At 68.9% G+C, this 22,100-nt stretch carries 14 protein-coding genes; 4 read left to right on the plus strand and 10 right to left on the minus strand.

What is annotated here, in order from left to right:
* Nucleotides 1-103 precede the first annotated feature (103 nt).
* The 4 genes from glcF to CFB43_RS03490 form a co-directional block, all read right to left on the minus strand.
* Complete coding sequence (gene glcF, locus CFB43_RS03475; RefSeq protein WP_089494125.1) at nucleotides 104-1,330, minus strand: glycolate oxidase subunit GlcF; 1,227 nt, start codon at nucleotides 1,328-1,330, stop codon at nucleotides 104-106.
* 7 nt (nucleotides 1,331-1,337) lie between these two features.
* Complete coding sequence (glcE, locus tag CFB43_RS03480) at nucleotides 1,338-2,426, minus strand: glycolate oxidase subunit GlcE (protein WP_089494126.1); 1,089 nt, start codon at nucleotides 2,424-2,426, stop codon at nucleotides 1,338-1,340.
* Nucleotides 2,427-2,611: 185 nt separating this feature from the next.
* A complete protein-coding gene (locus CFB43_RS03485; protein ID WP_089494127.1) occupies nucleotides 2,612-4,105 on the minus strand; it encodes an FAD-linked oxidase C-terminal domain-containing protein in 1,494 nt (497 codons plus the stop codon).
* Nucleotides 4,106-4,146: 41 nt separating this feature from the next.
* Nucleotides 4,147-5,556 (minus strand): FAD-binding oxidoreductase, encoded by a 1,410-nt coding sequence (locus CFB43_RS03490; RefSeq protein WP_089444963.1) that lies wholly within the window; start codon nucleotides 5,554-5,556, stop codon nucleotides 4,147-4,149.
* 173 nt (nucleotides 5,557-5,729) lie between these two features.
* On the opposite strand from CFB43_RS03490, the gene CFB43_RS03495 reads away from it, so the two are divergent.
* Nucleotides 5,730-6,281 carry a cob(I)yrinic acid a,c-diamide adenosyltransferase gene (locus tag CFB43_RS03495; RefSeq protein WP_039361370.1) on the plus strand — a complete coding sequence of 184 codons (552 nt, stop codon included), beginning with the start codon at nucleotides 5,730-5,732 and terminating at the stop codon, nucleotides 6,279-6,281.
* A gap of 92 nt (nucleotides 6,282-6,373) precedes the next feature.
* Entirely contained in the window at nucleotides 6,374-7,582 is a 1,209-nt protein-coding gene (gene hmpA, locus CFB43_RS03500; protein WP_089494128.1) for an NO-inducible flavohemoprotein, read from the plus strand.
* 74 nt (nucleotides 7,583-7,656) lie between these two features.
* Here the strand turns inward: hmpA and CFB43_RS03505 are convergent, their stop codons facing one another.
* The 6 genes from CFB43_RS03505 to CFB43_RS03535 all read right to left on the minus strand — a co-directional run bounded on the left by CFB43_RS03505 (nucleotide 7,657) and on the right by CFB43_RS03535 (nucleotide 16,554).
* The gene (locus tag CFB43_RS03505; protein ID WP_089494129.1) at nucleotides 7,657-8,046 is read right to left on the minus strand and encodes a type II toxin-antitoxin system VapC family toxin; all 390 of its coding nucleotides are present in this window, start codon (nucleotides 8,044-8,046) and stop codon (nucleotides 7,657-7,659) included.
* Nucleotides 8,043-8,312, minus strand: coding sequence for a type II toxin-antitoxin system Phd/YefM family antitoxin (locus CFB43_RS03510; protein ID WP_089483465.1), 270 nt, complete (start codon nucleotides 8,310-8,312; stop codon nucleotides 8,043-8,045). The genes CFB43_RS03505 and CFB43_RS03510 overlap by 4 nt, the downstream gene beginning before the upstream one ends.
* A gap of 122 nt (nucleotides 8,313-8,434) precedes the next feature.
* Nucleotides 8,435-9,508 carry a 3-deoxy-7-phosphoheptulonate synthase AroG gene (gene aroG / locus CFB43_RS03515; RefSeq protein WP_089424547.1) on the minus strand — a complete coding sequence of 358 codons (1,074 nt, stop codon included), beginning with the start codon at nucleotides 9,506-9,508 and terminating at the stop codon, nucleotides 8,435-8,437.
* A 403-nt stretch (nucleotides 9,509-9,911) separates the two neighbouring features.
* On the minus strand, nucleotides 9,912-11,378 hold the full coding sequence (gene tldD / locus CFB43_RS03525; protein ID WP_039361365.1) for a metalloprotease TldD: 1,467 nt from the start codon (nucleotides 11,376-11,378) through the stop codon (nucleotides 9,912-9,914).
* Nucleotides 11,379-11,463: 85 nt separating this feature from the next.
* Nucleotides 11,464-12,291: a carbon-nitrogen hydrolase family protein gene (locus CFB43_RS03530; RefSeq protein WP_089494130.1), complete on the minus strand. Its 828-nt coding sequence runs from the start codon at nucleotides 12,289-12,291 to the stop codon at nucleotides 11,464-11,466.
* A 63-nt stretch (nucleotides 12,292-12,354) separates the two neighbouring features.
* The gene (locus CFB43_RS03535) at nucleotides 12,355-16,554 is read right to left on the minus strand and encodes a YhdP family protein (RefSeq protein WP_089494131.1); all 4,200 of its coding nucleotides are present in this window, start codon (nucleotides 16,552-16,554) and stop codon (nucleotides 12,355-12,357) included.
* Between the two features lie 226 nt (nucleotides 16,555-16,780).
* Here CFB43_RS03535 and glnE point away from each other — a divergent pair, with 226 nt between their 5' ends.
* Both glnE and CFB43_RS03545 read left to right on the plus strand, forming a co-directional pair.
* Nucleotides 16,781-19,570, plus strand: coding sequence for a bifunctional [glutamate--ammonia ligase]-adenylyl-L-tyrosine phosphorylase/[glutamate--ammonia-ligase] adenylyltransferase (gene glnE / locus CFB43_RS03540; RefSeq protein WP_089495235.1), 2,790 nt, complete (start codon nucleotides 16,781-16,783; stop codon nucleotides 19,568-19,570).
* 137 nt (nucleotides 19,571-19,707) lie between these two features.
* Nucleotides 19,708-21,951, plus strand: coding sequence for a carbohydrate-binding protein (locus CFB43_RS03545; RefSeq protein ID WP_256989905.1), 2,244 nt, complete (start codon nucleotides 19,708-19,710; stop codon nucleotides 21,949-21,951).
* The last annotated feature ends 149 nt before the right edge of the window (nucleotides 21,952-22,100 follow it).

Raw genomic sequence — 22,100 nt, forward strand, 5'->3', positions numbered from 1 at the left:
GGCATGGTGCGGATGCGCCGCGGCACGCGACGCATCGATTCGCCCATTATACGGACGCCGTGCGCGAGGCCCAGCGTCCACCCGTCATTCGAATGAGCACGCGCTAGCCGTACAGCAGATGCTCGACGAGCTGGATCCAGTGGGTGACCGGAATCTGCGTGCCGCTTTGCAGGTGCGCGATGCAGCCGATGTTGCCGGAGACGATCATCTGCGGTTCGAGCGCCTGCAGCTTCAGCAGCTTCTGCTTGCGCAACCGGTACGACAGCGACGGCTGCGTCAGCGAATAGGTGCCGGCCGACCCGCAGCACAGATGGCTGTCGGCCGGCAGCCGCACGTCGATGCCGAGCGTCTCGAGCAGGCGTTCGACCTTGCCGCGCGACTGCTGGCCGTGCTGCAGCGTGCACGGCGGGTGGTACGCGACCGTATGGATCGCGCGGCGCCGCGCGAGCGTCGCGAGCTCGGCCTCGAACGCGAGCAGCACGTCGGAGATGTCGCGCGTGAGCGACACGATGCGCTGCGCTTTCTCCGCATAGGCCGGGTCGTCGCGCAGCAGGTGCGCGTATTCGAGCACCGTCGCGCCGCAGCCCGACGCATTCATCACGATCGCCTCGACACCCTGTTCGACATGGGGCCACCACGCGTCGATGTTGCGGCGCGCGTCGTCGAGCGCTTCGTCGTGATAGTTCAGGTGCAGGCGGATCGCGCCGCAGCAGCCTGCGTCGGGCGAGACGACCGTCTCGATGCCGAGCGCGTCCAGCACGCGCGCGGTCGCGATGTTGATGTTCGGCAGCATCGACGGCTGCACGCAGCCGCCGAGCATCAGCATCTTGCGCGTATGCGTGAGGTGCGGCCATTCGAGCAGCCGCGTGCGCGGCGGCACCTTGTCGCGCAGCCGCTTCGGCAGCAGCGGCCGCACGTGCTGACCGAGCCGCATCACCGGCGAGAACAGCGCCTCGTTCGGCACCAGGCTCGCGAGCAGGCGGCGCACGAGACGCTGCTGCACCGGGCGCTGCACCTGCGCCTCGACGTGCTTGCGGCCGATCTCGACGAGACGGCCGTACTGGACGCCGGACGGGCAGGTCGTCTCGCAGCTGCGGCACGTGAGGCAGCGGTCGAGGTGCTGCTGCGTGCTGCGCGTGACGGGTGCGCCTTCGACCATCTGCTTGATCAGGTAGATCCGGCCGCGCGGGCCGTCGAGTTCGTCGCCGAGCAACTGGTAGGTCGGGCAGGTTGCGGTACAGAACCCGCAATGCACGCACTTGCGCAATATCGCGTCGGCTTCGTCGCCGTCGGGCGTATTGCGGATGAAATCGGCGAGGTTCGTTTGCATCGAGCCTTCAGAGATCGGGGTAGAGCCGGCCGCGGTTGAAGATGCGCGCGGGATCGAACGCGGCCTTCAGCCCGCGGTGGATTTTCATCATCGGGGCGGGGAGCGGCGTGAACACGCCCGCGCTGCGATCGTACGCGTCGCCCGCACGGAACAGCGTCGCGTGGCCGCCGGCCTGCTTCGCGCTCATCCGCACGGTCTGCGCGTCGGCGTCGGTGATCCACCAGCGCTGCGCGCCACCCCATTCCATCAGCTGGGTGCCGGGCAGGTGCATCGGTTCGGTGATCGACGGCAGCGCGAGGCGCCACAGCGCGTAGCCGGGCGGGATGCCGTTGAAGAACGGGTCGGTATGCTCGCGCAGGCCGGCCCAGAAGCGCTCGGCTTCGACCGCGTCGACGACTTCGCCGCCGAGCAGCGTCTTCGCGGATTTCACGGCCGCTTCGGCGCCCGACAGGCGCAGCACGAGCGTGCCGTTGCGCCAGCCGCTCGCGCTGACGGGCAGCGGATGGCCGCCCCATTCGTTGAGCTTGCGCACCGCGTCGGTCGCGGTCATCTCGAACTTCAGCGTGACTTCTGCGACGGGCATCGGCAGCACCTTGATCGACAGGTCGAGCATCAGCCCGAGGGTGCCGAGCGCGCCGGCCATCAGCCGCGACACGTCGTAGCCGGCGACGTTCTTCACGACCTGACCGCCGAAACGCAGCATTTCGCCGCGGCCGTTCATCAGCGTGACGCCGAGCACGAAATCGCGCGGCGCGCCGCAGGTGGCGCGCCGTGGGCCCGCCAGGCCGGCCGCGACACAGCCGCCGACGGTGGCCGAGCGGCCGAAGTGCGGCGGCTCGAACGGCAGCATCTGGCCGCACTCGGCGAGGACGGTTTCAAGCTGCGCGAGCGGCGTGCCCGCGCGGACCGTGACGACGAGCTCGGCCGGGTCGTACGACACCACGCCCTGAAACGCGCGCGTGTCGAGTATTTCGCCCTCGAGCGCCTGGCCGTACCAGTCCTTGGTGCCGCCGCCGCGAATCCGCAGCGGCCGGCCGTCGGCACTGGCGGCGCGGATACGCTCGGCCCATCCGGCGACGATGTCGTCCTCTTCCATGTTCTGTTGCTGCCTCGACTTGTTGTTCGGTCGATTGTACCGGGGTGGCGCGAATCCACATCGCGACTATCCCTAAGCCCCGTATTGCAGGCCGCAAGCTTGCGCCGTCGCGCGAACGGGCCGCGCGGGCGCGACCCGCCGCCGCGATCCGCCCGCCGGCACCGGCCGCGTACCGAGGGTGAGGCTCAGAAGCGCGGCAGGTCGGGGTGCGGCAGCAGCCCGCCGCGCACGTGCTGGCGACCGTACTCGGCACAGCGCGCCCGGGTCGGGATGCCCTTGTCCGGGTTCAGCAGCCCCGCCGGATCGAACGCGCGCTTGACCGCGAAGAACGCATCGCGCTCCTGCGGCGAGAACTGTACGCACATCGAATTGAGCTTCTCGATGCCGACGCCGTGCTCGCCCGTCACGCTGCCGCCGAATTCCACGCAGCATTCGAGGATTTCCGCGCCGAACTGCTCGGCACGGTGCAGTTCGTCCGGATCGTTCGCGTTGTACAGGATCAGCGGATGCATGTTGCCGTCGCCCGCATGGAACACGTTGATGCAGCGCAGCCCGTAGCGCGTTTCGAGCAGCTCGATGCGCGCGAGCAGCGGACCGATCGCGCGGCGCGGCACGGTGCCGTCCATGCAGTAATAGTCGGGCGAAATACGGCCGGCGGCCGGGAACGCGTTCTTGCGGCCCGACCAGTAGCGCAGCCGCTCGCTCTCGTTGCGCGACACCTGGATGCGCGTCGCGCCATGCTCGCGCAGCACGGCCGTCATCCGCACGATCTCTTCGGCGACTTCTTCCGGCGTGCCGTCCGATTCGCACAGCAGGATCGCCTTCGCGTCGAGGTCGTAGCCGGCATGCGTAAAGGACTCGACGGCCTGCGTGGCCGGCTTGTCCATCATTTCGAGCCCGGCCGGAATGATGCCCGACGCGATGATCGCCGCGACGGCCTCGCCGCCCTTGACGACGTCGTCGAAGCTCGCCATCACGAGCTGGGCCGTTTGCGGCTTCGGGATCAGTTTCACCGTGACCTCGGTGACGATCGCGAACATCCCTTCGCTGCCGATCATCACGGCGAGCAGGTCGAGGCCCGGCATGTCGAGCGCGAGCGAGCCGAATTCGACGATCTCGCCGTCGATCGTCACCGCACGCACGCGCATCACGTTGTGCACCGTCAGCCCGTATTTCAGGCAGTGGACGCCGCCGGAATTCTCCGCGACGTTGCCGCCGATCGTGCACGCGATCTGCGACGACGGATCAGGCGCGTAATACAGGCCGTACGGCGCGGCGGCTTCCGAGATCGCGAGGTTGCGCACGCCGGGCTGCACGGTTGCCGTGCGGGCGTAAGGATCGACTTCGACGATGCGCGTGAAGCGCGCCAGCGACAGCACGACGCCGAGCGCCATCGGCAGCGCGCCGCCCGACAGGCTCGTGCCCGCGCCGCGCGGCACGATCGGCACTTCCATGCGGCGGCAGATCTGCACGATCCGCTGCACCTGCGATTCCGTTTCGGGCAGCGCGACCGCGAGCGGCAGGCGGCGGTACGCGGACAGGCCGTCGCATTCGTACGGCGCCGTGTCTTCGTCGCGGTACAGCAGGCAGTGCGTCGGCAGCACGGCCATCAGCGCCTGCACGACTTCACGCTGGCGCTGCGCGCGAGCCGCGCTCGACAGTTCGACGGGAGCGTTCATGGGGTCTCCTGCAGCAGGCGGCGCGGTGTCGCGCCACCGTGTCAGCACGTGAAAATCTTGCCCGGATTCATCAGGTTGCGCGGATCGAGCGCGAGCTTGATCGCCCGCATCGTGTCGATCGCGTTGTCGCCGTGCTCCTTCGGCAGGAAGCGCATCTTGTGCAGCCCGACGCCGTGCTCGCCCGTGCAGGTGCCGCCGAGGCGCAGCGCGCGCTCGACGATCCGGTCGTTGATGTGCTCGGCCTCGGCGATTTCTTCCGGCTTGTCGGGGTCGATCAGGATCGCGACGTGGAAATTGCCGTCGCCGACGTGGCCGACGATCGGGCAGGGCAGCGACGACGCGCGCAGGTCGACCTCGGTTTCCTCGACGCACGCGGCGAGCTGCGAGATCGGCACGCACACGTCGGTCGTCACCGCGCGGCAGCCGGGTTTCAACTGCAGCATCGCGAAATACGCGTTGTGGCGGGCGGCCCAGAGCCGGCTGCGATCCTCGGGACGGGTCGCCCATTCGAAGCCCTGGCCGTTGTTCTGGCCGGCGAGCGCCTGCACGAGCTCGGCCTGTTCCTTCACGCCGGCCTCGGTGCCGTGGAATTCGAAGAACAGCGTCGGCGCTTCGGTGAGCGTCAGGTTCGAATGGCGGTTGATCGAGCGCACGGCGAGCGCATCGACGAATTCGACGCGCGCGATCGGCACGCCGATCTGGATCGTCTCGATCACGGTGCGCACCGCGTCGCCCATCGACGGGAACGTGCAGATCGCGGCCGATACGGCTTCGGGCAGCGGATGCAGGCGCAGCGTGATCTCGGTGATCACGCCGAGCGTGCCTTCGGAGCCGACGAACAGGCGCGTGAGGTCGTAGCCGGCCGACGACTTGCGGGCGCGCGAGCCGGTTTTCACCACGCGGCCGTCGGCGAGCACGGCGGTCAGGCCGAGCACGTTCTCGCGCATCGTGCCGTAGCGCACGGCGTTGGTGCCCGACGCGCGGGTTGCGGTCATCCCGCCGATGCTCGCGTCGGCGCCCGGGTCGATCGGGAAGAACAGGCCGGTGTCGCGCAGTGCTTCGTTGAGCGCCTTGCGCGTGATGCCCGGCTCGACCGTCACGGTCAGGTCTTCGGCGTTGATCGACAGCACGCGGTTCATTTCCGACAGGTCGAGCGAGACGCCGCCGCGCACCGCGAGCAAATGGCCCTCGAGCGACGAGCCGGCGCCGTACGGGATCAGCGGGACGCTGTACAGCGAACACAGCGACACGACTTCGCGCACGTCGTCCGCGCTGTGCGCGAACACGACGGCGTCGGGCAGTTGCGGGTCGAACGGCGATTCGTCGCGGCCGTGGTGGGCGCGGACGGCGTCAGCGGTCGACACGCGCTCGCCGAAGGCGGCGCGCAGCGCATCGAGCATGGCAGGGGGAAGGGGGCGGCGCGTGGCGGCCGGCTGGGCAGGGTGATTCACGTACGTCTCCTTGTCGATCCGGGTGAGCGCGTTGGCGCCAGCCCGGCTCCCGTGCTGCAGGGTTTCGGCCCATTCTACGCTGTAACGCCCGCTGCGCCCGCTCCCGCGGGCTGCGATAATCGCGTTCGAACGCAACCGGGCCGCGTCGCGGCCACGCACGAGAGGACATTCGCATGGGCAACCGCTTGAGCAAGATCGCCACGCGCACGGGCGACGATGGCACCACCGGGCTCGGCGACGGCCGGCGCATCGGCAAGGACGACACGCGGATCGCCGCGATCGGCGACGTCGACGAACTGAACTCGAACCTCGGCGTGCTGCTCGCCGAAACGCTGCCGGACGAGATCCGCACGGCGCTCGTGACGATCCAGCACGACCTGTTCGATCTCGGCGGCGAACTGTGCATACCCGGCCATACCGTGCTCGACGACACGCATCTCGCGCGTCTCGACCGCTGGCTCGCCGACTACAACGCGACGCTGCCGCCGCTGAAGGAATTCATCCTGCCGGCCGGCTCGCGCGCGGCGTCGCTCGCGCACGTGTGCCGAACCGTATGCCGCCGCGCGGAGCGCTCGATCGTCGCGCTCGGGCGCACCGAGACGCTCAACGACGCGCCGCGGCGCTACGTGAACCGGCTGTCGGACCTGCTGTTCGTGCTGGCGCGCGTGCTGAACCGCACCGACGGCGGATCGGACGTGCTGTGGGAGCGCGGTCGCGTCCGCTGACGGTTTGCCCCTTTGACGCACTGCGACAATTTGCCCGAGGGGCGTCCATTTTTAAAGATGTATTGTGTGTGCATGTTTAACGGAGAACGAACATGACCCACATCACCGCTGACCAGATGGCTCGCGTGAAGGCCACTGCCCCTGTCCTCGCCGTGCACGGCGCGACGATCACGAAGCACTTCTACCAGCGCATGTTCGCGCGCCATCCGGAACTGAAGAACCTGTTCAACCAGACGCACCAGAAGACGGGCAGCCAGCCGGAAACGCTCGCGAAGGCCGTCTACGCGTATGCGGCGAACATCGACAACCTCGGCGCGCTGGGCGGCGCCGTGACCAGGATCGCGCACAAGCACGCGAGCCTGAACATCCGCCCCGAGCATTACCCGATCGTCGGCGAGAACCTGCTCGCGTCGATCGTCGAAGTGCTGGGCGACGCGGTCGATGCCGAGACGCTCGAGGCATGGCGCGTCGCGTACGGCCAACTCGCGCAGATCCTGATCGGCGTCGAGGCCGACCTGTACGCGGGCGCCGCGTGGAGCGGGTTCCGCCCGTTCAAGGTCGAGCGCAAGGTGCGCGAAAGCGACGAGATCACGTCGTTCTACCTGACGCCGGCCGACGGCGGCGCGGCGCCGACGTTCGCGCCCGGCCAGTACCTCACCGTGAAGCGCTTCGTCGGCGACCTCGGCGTCGACCAGCCGCGCCAGTACAGCCTGTCCGACGCGCCGCACGGCAAGTGGCTGCGCATCTCGGTGAAGCGTGAAGCCGGCAAGCCGGAAGTCATTCCGGCCGGCAAGGTATCGACGCTGATGCACGACGGCGTGGAAGAGGGCGCGATCGTCGAAGTGACCGCGCCGATGGGCGAATTCTCGCTGAAGCGTGGCGTCGAGACGCCGGTGGTGCTGATTTCCGGCGGCGTTGGCATCACGCCGATGATGTCGATGGCGTCGACGCTGATCGGCGAGGGCAGCCGGCGCGAAGTGCGGTTCGTCCATGCCTGCCGCTCGGGCGCGGTGCACGCGTTCCGCGACTGGCTGAACGATACGGTGCGCGACCATGCGAACGTCAAGCGCACGGTGGTGTACGAGCTGGTTGGCCCGAACGATCGCGCCGGCATCGATCACGACCAGGAAGGGCGCCTCACGCCGGAACGCGTGCAGCAATACGCGCTGGTGCCGGACGCCGACTACTACATCTGCGGCCCGATCGGGTTCATGAAGGCGCAGCGTGACGCGCTCGTCGCGCTGGGCGTCGCGCCGGAACGCGTGAATACCGAGATCTTCGGCTCGGGCGCGCTCGAGTGATGCACGGGCGGTGGGGTTCCGGCCAATGAAGAAGCCCGGCGCGAGCCGGGCATTTTTGTTGCGCGCATAGGGCGTCAGGCGCGCAGCATCAGCGTCGCGTGATAGCGCCACACTTTCGGATCGGCACTGACGAGCGGTATGCCTTCATGGAGCGCCTGCGCGACCATCACGCGGTCGAACGGATCGGCGTGATCTGGAAAATCGGGCAACGCGGCGACACCTTCAACGTGATCGCTGCTGATCGGTAACTCCGCAAAACCGGCGAGCCGGAATGCCGAGCGTGCATCACGTGGGTGAACGGGCAGATTGCCTTTGCGGTATTTGATCGCGATTTCCCAAATGGACGCGGCGCTGACGTACAGCGTGTTCTCGGGATGCTCGATCAACGCGGCTGCGGTCGCCGAAAGTTGAGGTGCGCCTTCAGCCGCCCATAGTGCGATGTGCGTATCGAGCAGCAGCTTCACGGCGCGAGCCCTTGTTCCGAACTGGCATCGAAGTCGGCCGCGATCGATTCGTCACCGGCATTGAATGCCTCGACGGTTGTCGGGATGTTGAGCCCGGCAAGCAATTGACGAGCGGCGCCGATTCGCTTCGGCGCCGCGTAAGGAACGATCCGCGCAACCGGATGACCATTGCGGGCGATCACGACTTCGGACTCGCGCCCCAATTCAAGCGCTTCGACGAGGCTTGAGAGCCGCGACTTGGCATCGTGCATGTTGACGGTCGGCATCGTCGCTCCCCTGGTTAGCTAGATAACGTTAGCTAGTCTAGCAGAGCGAAACGACGACCGCACGCTGGCCGCATGGCCAACCCGCCACAGGCGGGGTCATGCGGCCAGCCTGTTTGCGTCCGTCAGTTCCCGCTGCCGCGCGTGACGCGGCGCGCCTTCACCGATTCCGCGAGGCCTTCGAGCACCTTCACGCTGTCGTCCCATGCGATGCACGCGTCGGTGATGCTCTGGCCGTAGGTCAGCTCGCAGCCTTCCTTCAGGTCCTGGCGCCCCTCGACGAGATGCGACTCGATCATCACGCCGACGATGCGGGCGTCGCCGGCCGCGATCTGGCGGCCGATGTCGGCACAGACGGGGATCTGGTTCTCGTGCTTCTTCGAGCTGTTCGCGTGGCTCGCGTCGATCATCAGGCGCGCGGCGAGCCCGGCCTTGCCGATGTCCGCGCACGCGGCGTTCACGCTGTCCGCGTCGTAGTTCGGCGCCTTGCCGCCGCGCAGGATCACGTGGCAGTCCTCGTTGCCCGCCGTCGACACGATCGCCGAATGGCCGCCCTTCGTCACCGACAGGAAATGGTGCGGCTGCGACGCGGCCTTGATCGCATCGACCGCGATCTTCACGTTGCCGTCGGTGCCGTTCTTGAAGCCGACCGGGCACGACAGCCCCGACGCGAGCTCGCGGTGCACCTGCGATTCCGTCGTGCGCGCGCCGATCGCGCCCCACGAGATCAGGTCGGCGATGTACTGCGGGCTGATCATGTCGAGGTATTCGGTCGCGGCCGGCAGCCCCATTTCGTTGATCTGCAGCAGCAGCTCGCGCGCGGTGCGCAGCCCTTCGTTGATCTTGAAGCTGTTGTCGAGGTGCGGATCGTTGATGAGGCCCTTCCAGCCGACCGTCGTGCGCGGCTTCTCGAAGTACACGCGCATCACGATTTCCAGTTCCCCCTTGAAGCGCTCGCGCTCCTTCACCAGCCGGCCCGCGTATTCGATCGCCGCCTTCGTATCATGGATCGAGCACGGCCCGATCACGACGATCAGCCGGTCGTCCATCCCGTGCAGGATGCGGTGCATCGACTGGCGCGAGTTGTAGATCAGCTCCGACGCGGCTTCGGAGCACGCGAATTCGCGGATCAGGTGGGCGGGCGGCGTCAGTTCCTTGAGTTCGCGAATGCGGACGTCGTCGGTGTTGTGCGGGGGCATGCTGTTTCTCCTTGGTTCCGGGCGCGGTTCGGTCAGTGCGAATGCGCGTGCGGCAGATTCATCAATTCAAGCGATTCAGTGGTTTCGGTCGGGGCCGCGGGACCGCTGCGGCGGCGACCGGGTGGCGAAGGGCGAAAAAAAACCGCCGGGTTCGCCGGCGGTTTTTTCGGGAATTTCGGTTGCGCTTTACGCGCCATCAACCCTCTCGATCCGCCAGCGGTCTGAGATACCAAAAAAAGTAAAAGTAAAACTTGGCGGACATGACGGAGATTTGGTTCGTCAAAAAAAGTTGATTCAGAATTTATACCCCGTCGCCGGACGACTGGCAACCGGGAGACGTCGAAAATGCGGACATTCCGCGCGTTTTCTCCAAAATGCGCGGAATGTCTGCGCCGCGATGCGGTTATGCCGTACCGCCGACCGTCATCCTGTCGATCCGCAGGGTCGGCTGACCGACGCCGACCGGCACGCTCTGGCCTTCCTTGCCGCACACGCCGACACCCGAGTCGAGCGACATGTCGTTGCCGATCATGCTCACGTCCTTCAGCGATTCGGGGCCGCTGCCGATCAGCGTCGCGCCCTTCACCGGGTAGGTGATCTTGCCGTTCTCGATCATGTACGCCTCGGACGCCGAGAACACGAACTTGCCGTTCGTGATGTCGACCTGGCCGCCGCCGAAGTTCACCGCGTACAGGCCATTCTTCACCGATGCGATGATTTCCTGCGGATCCTTGTCGCCGTTCAGCATGTACGTGTTGGTCATGCGCGGCATCGGCAGCGCCGCGTACGACTCGCGGCGCGCGTTGCCGGTAACCGGCATCTTCATCAGGCGTGCGTTCAGCGTGTCCTGGATGTAGCCCTTCAGGATGCCGTCCTCGATCAGCGTCGTGCACTGCGTCGGGTTGCCTTCGTCGTCGATGTTCAGCGAGCCGCGGCGGTTCGGCAGCGTGCCGTCGTCGACGACGGTCACGCCCTTCGCGGCGACGCGCTCGCCGATCCGGCCCGCGAATGCCGACGAACCCTTGCGGTTGAAGTCGCCCTCGAGGCCGTGGCCGATCGCCTCGTGCAGCAGCACGCCCGGCCAGCCCGGCCCGAGCACGACCGTCATCGCGCCGGCCGGCGCGGGGCGGGCGTCGAGGTTCACGAGCGCCGCATGCACGGCGTCGTCGACGTAGCGCGACAGCACGTCGTCGGTGAAGTAGCCGTAGTCGAAGCGGCCGCCGCCGCCGCCGGAGCCGATCTCGCGGCGGCCGTTCTGCTCGGCGATCACCGTGACCGACACGCGCACGAGCGGGCGGATGTCGGCCGCGAGCGCGCCGTCGCTGCGGGCGACCAGCACGACGTCGTATTCGCCGGCGAGGCCTGCCATCACCTGCGTGATGCGCGGGTCGCGGCCGCGTGCCATCTGCTCGATGCGCTCGAGCAGCTTGACCTTGGCCGTCGCGTCGAGCGATGCGAGCGGATCGGACGGCAGGTACAGGTCGCGGCCCGAGATGCCCTTCAGCGACGATGCCGCCTTGATCTTCTGGCGGCCGCCGCCGGCCGCCGCGATTGCCTTGGTGGCCGCCGCGGCTTGCGCGATCGCTTCCGGCGACAGGTCGTCGGAATACGCGAACGCGGTGCGGTCGCCCGCGACCGCGCGCACGCCGACGCCCTGGTCGATGCTGAAGCTGCCCGATTTGACGATGCCTTCCTCGAGGCTCCACGCTTCGCTGCGGGTCGCCTGGAAGTACAGGTCCGCGTAGTCGACGCGATGCGTGAAGATGTCGGCGATCGTGCGCGTGAGCAGGCTTTCGTCGAGGCCGTACGGCGTGAGCAGGATGTCCTTCGCCAGCGCGAGGTTGCGGATGCCGGGTTCGATGATGTTCATGCGGATATCGGGGTTTCTCAAAAAGTTGTCGGGTGCTGCTGGGCAGATGGGTTGGCCGCGCGGCGTTTCAAGCGGCGCGGCGGATTCAGGTCAGCACGCGGTGCCGCCACGCGGGCAGGCTCTGGCGCACGTCGGCGATGCGCCGCGGATCGATCGCGCCGAGCACGACGCTGGCGCCCACGTCGCGGACCGCGACGATCTCGCCCCACGGGTCGATCAGCATGCTGTGGCCCCAGGTGCGCCGGCCGTTCTCGTGCTTGCCGCCTTGCGCGGCCGCGAGCACGTAGCACTGGTTCTCGACGGCCCGCGCGCGCAGCAGCGTTTCCCAGTGCGCGCGGCCCGTCGTATACGTAAACGCCGACGGGACGACGATCAGCGTGCAGTCGCCCATCCTGCGATACAGCTCCGGAAAGCGGAGATCGTAACAGACCGACAGGCCGACCCGCCCGAACGGCGCGTCGAACGCGACGACCGTATCGCCCGCGCGAATCGTGCGCGCCTCGTCGAACGACTCGTCGCCTTTCTCGAAGTTGAACAGGTGGATCTTGTCGTAGCGCGCGGCTTCGTTGCCCGACGGATCGAACACGAGCGTCGTGTTGAGCACGCGATCGGGTTCCGGCGCCTTCAGCGGCAGCGTGCCGCCGATCACCCAGACGCCGTGGCGACGCGCGGCGTCTGCGAGGAAGCGCTGGATCGGGCCGTCCTGGTACGGTTCGGCGAGCGCGAGCTTGTCGGTGTCGCGGTGGCCCATGAAGCAGAAATACTCGGGCAGCAGCACGAGCTGCGCGCCTTCGCCGGCGGCTTCCGCGATCAGGCGGCGGGCTTCGGCGAGATTGCGCGCGACGTCCGGCGTGCTCACCATCTGCAGCGCGGCGACCTGGAAGGGCGTGGCGGAACGGGTGTGGTCGGTCATCGCAGGATCGGTTGCGTCATAAATGGGGTGCGGCCCGGCACCGTGCGCGATTCGGCGCGCGGCTCAATGATTCGCCGCATCGGCCGGACCGTGATTCATCTTACCCTGATCGCCCCGCACCCGCTCGATGTGCGGGTGCGCCCACGAGCCGGTGATCGCGTAGTCGAGCGCGAACGCGCGCGACAGCGTTTCTGACAGCGCGTAGTTGGCGGCCAGCACGCCGACGCCGAGCAGCGGGTTGATGATGGCCGCCCCGATCGCGGCGGCGCCCGCGCTGATCTTCGGTGCGACGTGCGCATGCAGGTCCTGCGTCTCGGCGCCGAGATCGACCGCGCCGCGCACGGAGACGTTCGCGGGCCCCGTCATCATCGAGAAGTCGTCGGTGCGGGCGATCCCGTTCGAGATCTGGCCGGTGCCGGTGATCTTGTCGAACGGCAGCCCCTTGCCGATCACGTCGCGGAAATTCAGCGTCAGGAAGCGCGCGAGGCTCTGCAGGCTCAGCACGCCGAGCAGCTTCGCCGCGCCCGGGTCGACCTTCAGGATCTGGCCGTGTTCGAGATCGATCGCGATCTGGCCGCCGAGCGACGGGAAGTCGAGCCCGGTCGGGCCGCCGCGCCAGCCGACCTTGCCCGTGACCGAGCCGTGGCCGGCCGCCAGCGTGCGCGGCAGGCCGACGCGGTCGAGCAGCGCACCCGCGTTGCCGATGTCGAGCTTGAAGTCGAACACGGTGCGGCGCGGTGCGTCGCTCTCGTCGGCGCCGCGGGCGAGCGCGCGGCGCGACGTGCGCCAGTTGCCGGTCGCCGTCAGCTTCGCGTCCGGGTTCGACAGCTCCAGCTTGTCGAGCTGCCAGACCGGCGTGCCGGCTTCGTCGATGTTGCGCGCGTTGACGACGAGGCGGCCGATGTCGTGGTTGCGCGCGACGACCTGGTCGACGATCAGGTCGATGGACGGCATCGGGCGGTCGGTCGGCGTCGGCAGGTTCATCGCGCGGCCGACGAGATCGTGCTGTGCGCTGTCCGGGATCACGAGCTTCGCGAGCCGCGCGTTCAACACGCCCGCGCCGTTGTGGCCGCCGCCCGGCGCCCACGACAGGTAGCCCGACACCTGGTTCGACGCGATGTTCGCCTGCCACAGCTCGTCGACGTGAGACGCGCCGATGATCACGTTTTCCCAGTTGCGCTTAAGCAGCTTCAGCGTGCCGAAGTGGAGCGCGAAACGCTTCGGCGCGAAGCTTGCGAAATCGACGCGCGGCGCGGCCTGCGGCTCCGGCGCGCGCGGCGTGTCGGACTTCAGCGTATGGGCCAGCGCGAGCCACGCATCGGCGTCCAGTTCGTTGACGTCGACGGCCGCGCTCACGCCGTCCTGCGGCATGTCGGGCATCCGGTGGATGCCCATCGCGCCGCGCACCGCGCGCAGCGGCTGGCCGCGCGTCGCGTCGAGCAGGTAGGTCGCGGACACGGGGCCGAGCGTCAGGTCGGCGTGCTCGAGGCGCTTGCCGTCCGCCTGCGGCGCCGGCTGCAGCGTGAAGCTGAACGGCATCGGCGTGCCGGCCGCCTTGGCGAACGGCGCGGGGAAATTCAGCGCGACGCCGGTCAGGTCGGAATGCGCGCTGATGTCGGGCAGGCGGCCCGGCGCGCCGCGCACGGCGACCTTGTACGGTGCGTCGCCGACCACGTGCTCGAGCAGCGCGGCGGCCGGGCCGTGCAGGTTCAGGCCGCGCGCGGCGTCGAGTGCGAGCCGGCCGTCGACGTCCACCGTGTAGGGCCCGTGCGACTGGAAGTTGCCGTTCGCGCGCACCGGGCCGCCGAGGAAGCGCCCCGACAGGTCGTGCAGCGACGCGCCGGCCTCGGTGAACCGGACACTGCCGCGCAGTGCGGACAGCGGCGGCACGCCGCTGGTCGTCAGCGTGTTGCCGCCGAATGCGAGCGCGCCTTCGACGTGCGTGTGCGGATGCGCGACGTGCTGCGGAATCGTGATCTTGAGCCCGAGCGACGCGGGCCCCTGCGCATCGATCCGCTGGCCGATGTGCCCGCTCATCGTGCCGAGCGAGCTGTTGTCCGCGTAGTCGATCAGGTCGGCGAGCGGGCCCTGCGCGTGGCCGTCGATGATGAGCGGCGAGTGGGTCGGATTGCCGAGATCGTCGATGCGGCCGGCGACCTTCGTCAGCGCGACGCGCTTGTAGTGTGCGCGGTGGATGTCGAAGCGCAGCTTGTTCTGCGCGAGTTCGAATACGCCGTCGATCCCGTCGAGCGCCGGCCAGACGCTCGGCGTGCCGTTCGCGAGCTTGCGCGGCGGGTACGGCGTCGGCTCGAAGCGGCCGCCGGTGAACGGCGCGACGATGTGGAACACGCCGGCGTCCGGCTCATGTTCGAACGGAAATTTCTCGAGCGGGCCACGGGCGACGATCGACGCGCCCTTGGTCACCTGGCCGTCCTGCAGCGCGTGGCCGAGATAGTCGCGCAGGTGTTCGGACATCCCGGTCGGCAGGTAGCGCGGGATGCGCGCCACCGACGCGCGGGCGAAATCGGCGCGCAGGTCGAGCGAGCCGCGGCCGTGGCCGGGGTTCGTGTACGAGCCCGACACCGCGATTTCGGCATCGGGATTCGACACGAGCAGGTCGGGCAGCGATACGTCGACGCGCGCGTGCTTGTCGCCGGGCTCGGGCGTGATCGTCCATTTCACATTGCCGCGCAGCCGGTCGAACGTCAGGCGCGGCTCGTCGAATTCGCCGGGCACCGTGACGGCCGCGTTGACCGTGTCGAAATGCGCGGAGCCGCCCGTCTCGTTCGCGTCGACGCGGCCCCACAGGTTCTCGACACCCGGCCAGCCGGCGCGCGGGTGACCGCGCGGCGAGAGCCCGGGCGGCGGTTCCTGCGCGGCGAAGCTGATGCCCTGGAGATCGCCGAGGAAGCGATAGCGCACGATCGGCGCGGCGCCCATGCGCCGCTCCTCGTCGGCGAGGTCCGCGTGCGCGGGTTTCGCGCGCTCGACCTCGATGTGATAGTTCGACACCATTCCGCGCGGGTCGATCTTGATCAGCTCGTTGCGCAGGCGGGCCGGCAGCGGCAGCCCGCGGATGAACTCGCTGAGGATGCCGAGATCGACGCGGTCGCCGACGACGCTCAACAACTGCCCCTGGTTCGCGGTCGGCACGCGGTAGCGGGCCGTCAGCGTCGACAGCGCGAGCGAGCGGGCGAGCGGCGTGCCGTCCGGCAGCGGCGGCTGGCCGAGCTCCGCGTTGAAGCGCGTCAGGTGCAGCGTGTAATCGTGGCCGGCGTCGAGCTGCATGTCCCAGCCGAAGCCGACCGTCGGCACGTCGAGCCGCGGTTGCGTCGGGCGCACGCGCAGCGCGACGTCCGCGCCTTGCAGATCGCCGCCCGCCGAATGCAGGTGGCCGTCACCGAAGGTGGCCCAGATCGCGTTGTCGATCCGGCCCGCGTGGATCGTGAGCGGCATGTCGAGGTAGCGCGCCAGCGTCTGCAGGTCGACCGGGCCCGTCGATAGGTACGCGTCGCCCGTCCAGTTCGACGGCTTGCCGACCGGCGCGAGCGGCTTGTGCTTGAAGCGTGCGCGGAAGTCGAGCGGGCCGAGCAGCAGCGTGCCGTTCGCGGGCGCCTGCAGCGCGGCCTTGTGCACGCGGCCGGCATTGAGCACCGCGAGCCGGATGCCCGACAGCACGAGCTCCGGCGCGTCATGCTGCGCGTCGCGCCAGCGCAGCGTGCCGCCGCGCAGCACGATCGCCTCCTGTTTCAGCAGCCACGTGCCGAACGTGTCGTTGCCGCCGTGGGTGGTCGCCACGCCGACGCCCGCGATGCTCAGCGAGCCGTCGGCCGCACGCGCGACGACCAGGTCGGGCTGGTCGACGATCAGGCTCGACAGCGCGGGCGACAGCCGCAGCAGCGACATCCACGACAGCGCGGCCGTCGCATGCGGCACCGACAGCGCGACCTTGCCGTCATGGCCGCGGATCGTCAGGTTCGTGAGTTCGACGCCCGGCTGCATGCCGGACCAGTTCGGGGAAAGCTTGCCGATTGAAAGCTGCGCGTGGAGCTTGTCGGACACCGCGCGCTCGATACGCGGGCGGAATTCGTCGATGCGGGGCAGCAGGACGTAGCGCAGCCCGAGGAAGGCGCCGGACGCGACGAAGTAGGTGCCGATCCCGACTGCCAGCGTCACCCTGAACACGCGACGCAAGACCGGATGATCGTGCTTCGGAGGTCCCGCTTCGGGCGCAGCTACGGCGGATTCCTGACGGTCGGACATGCGGCGGACGGGCGGCGATATGGTAGTTTTGCAGACTGACGTTGAAATGTATCACACGGGTTCGTGCCGGCGGCCGTTGCGGCAGCGCGGCACGGGCTTTCCGGCGCGCGGTTTCGCGACGGGCACACCCGCCCCGCGACGCCGCGCCGAGTCCATGGAGCCGGTCGGGAGCGGGGCGCGCATGCGTTCCCGTGCCGGCCGGCCGTTCCGCCAGGCCCGCTTCTCGATGACCGACGCTTCCGCCCTGATCAGCACGTCCTATTCCCGTTACCTGGCCCGCGCGGCCGCCGCGCGACCCGCGCTCGCCGACCAGGTCGCCGCGTGGGCGGCCGCGCCGCTCGGTCGCGCACAGCTCGACGCGCGCCTCACCGACCTGCTGGCAACGCCGGCCGGCGTTGCCGCGCCGACCGAGGAACACCTGAAGCGCGCGCTGCGGCAACTGCGTGCCGAGGCATTCGGCGCGGTGGCGGAGCGCGACCTGCGCGGGCTGGCGGACGTCGCCGAGGTGACCGGCGCGATGACCGATCTCGCGGAAGTGGCCGTGCAGCGCTCGCTCGCGCTGCTGTCGGCCGAGCTCGAGGCGCTGTACGGCGAGCCGCGCGGCGCCGACGGCCAGCGCGTCGTGCTCGGCGTGGTCGGGATGGGCAAGCTTGGCGGCCGCGAGCTGAACGTATCGTCGGACATCGACCTGATCTTCGTCTACGAGGACGACGGTGAGACGACCGGCGGCGCGCGTTCGCCGCTGTCCACCCAGGAATATTTCACGCGGCTCGGCCGGCGGCTGATCGGCGTGTTGTCGGAAGTCACGGCCGACGGCTACGTGTTTCGCGTCGACATGCGGCTGCGTCCGAACGGCGATTCGGGGCCGCTCGTCTGCAGCCTCGGCATGCTCGAGGAGTATTTCTACGTGCAGGGGCGCGAGTGGGAGCGCTATGCGTGGATCAAGGGGCGGCTCGTGTCGGAAGGCGACAGCGACGCGGCGCAACGGCTGGCGTCGCAACTCGAGTCGCTCGTCAAGCCGTTCGTGTACCGCCGCTACCTCGACTTCGGCGTGATCGGCGCGATCCGCTCGCTGCACCAGCAGATCCGGCAGGAAGCCGCGCGCCGCGCGTCGATGCGGCCCGACAAGGCCGACGACATCAAGCTCGGGCGCGGCGGGATCCGCGAGATCGAATTCAGTGCCCAGGTGTTCCAGCTGATCCGCGGCGGCCAGGATGCGGAATTCCGCGTGCGGCCGACGCTTGCGGTGCTGCGCCATGCGCAGGCGCGCGGGCTGATCGGCGAGGATGTGCGTGCGCGCCTGACCGAGGCCTACAACTTCCTGCGCACGCTCGAGCACCGTCTGCAGTACCGCAACGACGCGCAGACGCACGCGATGCCGGTGGAGCCGGACGAGCGCGCGGCGCTGGCCGCGTCGCTGGGCTTCGCCGACTATGCGGCGCTGATGACGGTGCTGGACGGCCACCGCACGTTCGTCGAAGCGCAGTTCGACCAGATTTTTGCCGACAAGGCGAGCGGTGCGCCTTGCGCGGCTGGCGACGACACGGCCGCCGCGTGGATCTGGAGCGGCGCGCTGGCCGACGACGGCGAGGACGACGCGCTCGTCGCGCGTCTCGACGGCCTCGGTTTTACCGATCCGGCCACCGTGCTCGCCCGGCTGCGCGCGATCTGGCAGTCGTCGCGCTACACGGGCCTGCCGGAAAAGAGCCGGCAGCGCTTCGACAGCGTCGCGCAGCGGGCGCTCGACGCCGCGCCGAACATCGACGCGGCGCGCCGCGACGATACCATCGTGCGCCTGTTCGACCTGCTCGAGACGGTCAGCCGGCGCGGTGTCTATCTCGCGCTGCTGACCGAATATCCGGCCGCGCTCGACCGCGTGCTGTCGGTGCTCGGGGCGACGCGCTGGGGCGGCGGCTACCTGATTCGCCATCCGCAGCTGCTCGACGAACTGCTCGATGACGAGGCGATCGCGAGCCCGTTCGACTGGCCCGCGTTCAAGGACGCACTGCGCGCACGCCTCGCCGCGGCCGACGGCCCCGAGCAACAGATGGACCTGCTGCGGCACGCGCAGCACGCGGAGGTGTTCCGGATCCTGCTGATCGATCTGGCCGGGCAACTGTCGGTCGAGCACGTGAGCGACCGGCTGTCCGAGCTGGCCGACGCGGTGCTCGACGTGACGATCGAAGTCGTCTGGTCGCAGCTCGCGAAGCGCCATCGCGACGTGCCGAAGTTCGCGGTGATCGCGTACGGCAAGCTGGGCGGCAAGGAGCTCGGTTACGCGTCGGATCTCGACCTGATCTTCCTGTACGACGACGCCGACGAGCGCTCGGCGGACGTCTACACGACCTTCACGCGGCGCCTGATCACGTGGCTTACCACCGCGACCGGGGCGGGCGCGCTGTTCGACATCGACCTGCGGCTACGGCCGAACGGCGAGGCCGGGCTGCTCGTCACCGATCTCGACGCGTTCCGCCGCTACCAGCTGCGCGAGGGCGACGCCGCGAATACCGCGTGGGTCTGGGAGCATCAGGCGCTAACGCGGGCCCGCTACAGCGCGGGCGACGCGCAGATCGGCGCGGACTTCGAGGCGATCCGCCAGCAGGTGCTGACGACGCCACGCGACGGCGGCGTGCTCGCGAAGGAAATCGTCGACATGCGCGGCAAGGTGTTCGCCGGCCACCCGAACCAGACCGAGCTGTTCGACCTGAAGCACGATCGCGGCGGGATGGTCGACATCGAGTTCATCGTCCAGTACTGGGTGCTGCTGCACGCGTCGAGCGATGCCGAGCTGATCCGCAACACGGGCAACATCGCGCTGCTGCGCGAGGTCGCGCGCTTCGGGTTGATGGGCGAGGACGAGGCCGAGCGCGTCGGCGCGGCGTACCGGAAGTACCGGAAGCTGCAGCACAAGCTGCGGCTCGACGGGATGGAGAAGGCGCGGGTCGATCCGGCCGTGGTGGCCGACGAGCGGGCGGCCGTGACGGCGCTGTGGGAGCGCGTGTTCGGCGGAATCTGACCGCGGCACGCCGCGCGCGCCGCGGCGGCCGGCATTGAGATTCGATTGAGATTGTTTGAGCGCAAGGGCGGGTATCGGAAGAATCCGGCTTTCCGTTCAACCGGTGCCATGTGCGCCATAAGCGATCTCGACTCATCTTGAAACCTATCCGCTACTCTCTTGCCACGACGGCGCTGTCCGCGGCCGTCGCTGGACTGTTCTCCGTTTCCGCTGGTGCAGCGGAAACGGCTTCCACCCCGCTGAAGAACCTGTCGCGTGGCGATGGCCAGTGCCTGGCCTGGCAGCCGGCCGACAACGCGGCCGTGTTCGCGGCATGCGACGGCAGCGCCGCGCAGGACTGGACCTTCGAGCCGCGCGACGGCTTCCAGCGCATCATCAACGCCGGCGCGAGCGCGGCGCGCGGCACGAAGATGTGCCTGCATTCGGCCACCGGCGACAACGGCATGGGGCGCGTGTCGGTCGGCGTCTGCAGCGAGGGCGACCAGACGATGCGCGACTGGCGAGCAGACATCGGCATCGACGGCCGCGTGTCGTTCGGCAACCGGTACCGGGTCAACACCGGCCGATCCAACGAAGTGCTGGCGCCGCGGGAAGGGAGCGCCGGCGTCGCGATGCAGAACCTGCGCAGCCAGCCGGCGTCGGTCTGGCGGTCGTCCGCATCGATTGCGCCGTCGCAGCGCCCGCTGCTCGGCGACAAATCGGCGTTGCTGATGGTGACGCACTTCAACGACTCCCAACCGGCCGATAGCGAAGTGGTGCGCAAGGCGGTGTTCGGCGACGGCGACGACTATTCGTCGCTGCGGCGTTATGTCGAGGTCGCGTCGCACGGCAAGCTGACGTTGCACGGTCAGACGCTCGACAGCGTCAACCTTGGCGACCGTCCGGCCAGTTGCGATTCCGGCGCGATTCGCGCGGCGGCGCGCAGCGCGGCGTTCGCCCGCGGTGTGAACCCGGACAAGTTCGACTACCTGTTCGTCGAACTGCCGAAAATGAGCAGCTGCAACTGGGCTGGCCTGGCGGCGATGCCCGGCAACTGGATCCTGTCGAACGCGAGCGGCCATGGTTACTGGATGTGGTCCCACGAGTTCGGTCACGGCCTCGGCGCGCGGCATCCGGGCTCGCTCGTCAACTGCCCGACGCCGGGCGGCACGGTCGAGGTAGGCAGCGCGTGTCGCGCGGGTGGAGTCGACGATCCGTCCGACACGATGGGCGGCGGTGGCCGGCGTTTGTATCCGGCGAGCTACCAGTTGTTCAGAGGCTGGCTGACCGAAGCCGACGTGCCCGAGATCAAGGGCGAGGGCACATACCAACTCGCGCCGCTGTGGGGCAAAGCGTCGGGTGCGAAGGCGTACCGTCTGGCGCGCGCCGACGGCTCGACGCTGTGGCTCGAGTTTCGCCAGCCGCAGCCCGGCTTCGACAACTGGAAGTCCGACGACCCGTTCGTCAATGGCGTGATCGTGCGAACCGTCGCACACGCCGGCAATGTGCTGACCAATACGCTGGTCGATGCGACGCCGGGCAGTGCGCAGGGCATGAAGGACGCGCCGCTGATGCCGGGTCATGCGTTGCACGACACGCTGTCGGGCAAGATCGTCACCGTCAAGTCGGTCGGGCCGAACGGCGCGGTGGTCGAGGTGAAGAACGACGGGGTGCTGCTGCCGCAGGCGGCCGTCATCGGCCCGCAACAGGCGAACGCGGGCGCGACGGTCGTGTTGTCGGGCGCGTCGTCGGTCGGCGAGCAGTTGCGCCATGCGTGGACGGCCCCGGCCGGCATCGATGCGAAACCGAGCGGCGCGGAACTGAAGTTCGTTGCCCCCGCGCTTGGACAGGACCGCGATTACGCCTTCGATCTGACCGTGACCAACGACAAGGGCTACACGGCGCAGGCGTCGCATGTCGTCAAGGTGAAGGCGCAGGAAATCGTCCCGCCACCGCGGGCCGCGATCAGCGGGCCGGCGACGGTCGACGGTGGCGCGACCGTTGCGTTGTCCGGCGCGGCGTCGACCGGCAAGGGGCTGAAGTATGCGTGGACCGCGCCGGCAGGACTCGCGATCGTCCAGCAGGGTGCGAATGCGTCGTTCGTTGCGCCGAAGGCGACGCAGGCGCAGCGCTACGACGTGAAGCTGACCGTGACGGATGCGCAGAACCGCAGTGCGGTGGCGACGCATGGGGTGACGGTGCGCGCCGACGTGGCCACGGGCGCGCCGGCCTGGGACAAGAAGAAGACCTACGCGACGCCGTGCCACGAGGTCAGCCACGCCGGCAAGACCTGGCTCAACGGCTGGTGGGTGCTCGGCGATGTGCCGGGGACGGGCGGCGAGTGGGCCGCATGGCGCGAGAAGGGCGTCGCGAACATGCATGCGACGTGCAAGGGCAAGTAGGCACGGCGAGGTGCTGGCGCGGGCGACCGCACTGGCGCGTGCCGCGCGCCGTTCGATCTGGTGCCACCTGCTAAGTTCGTCGTGCCGCGAAGGGCGTCGGATACGTCGGAACCCATCAAAAGGCCGCTCCGGTATTACCCGGAACGGCC

The sequence above is a fragment of the Burkholderia sp. AU15512 genome (assembly GCF_002223325.1).
In the GTDB taxonomy this organism is placed as follows: domain Bacteria; phylum Pseudomonadota; class Gammaproteobacteria; order Burkholderiales; family Burkholderiaceae; genus Burkholderia.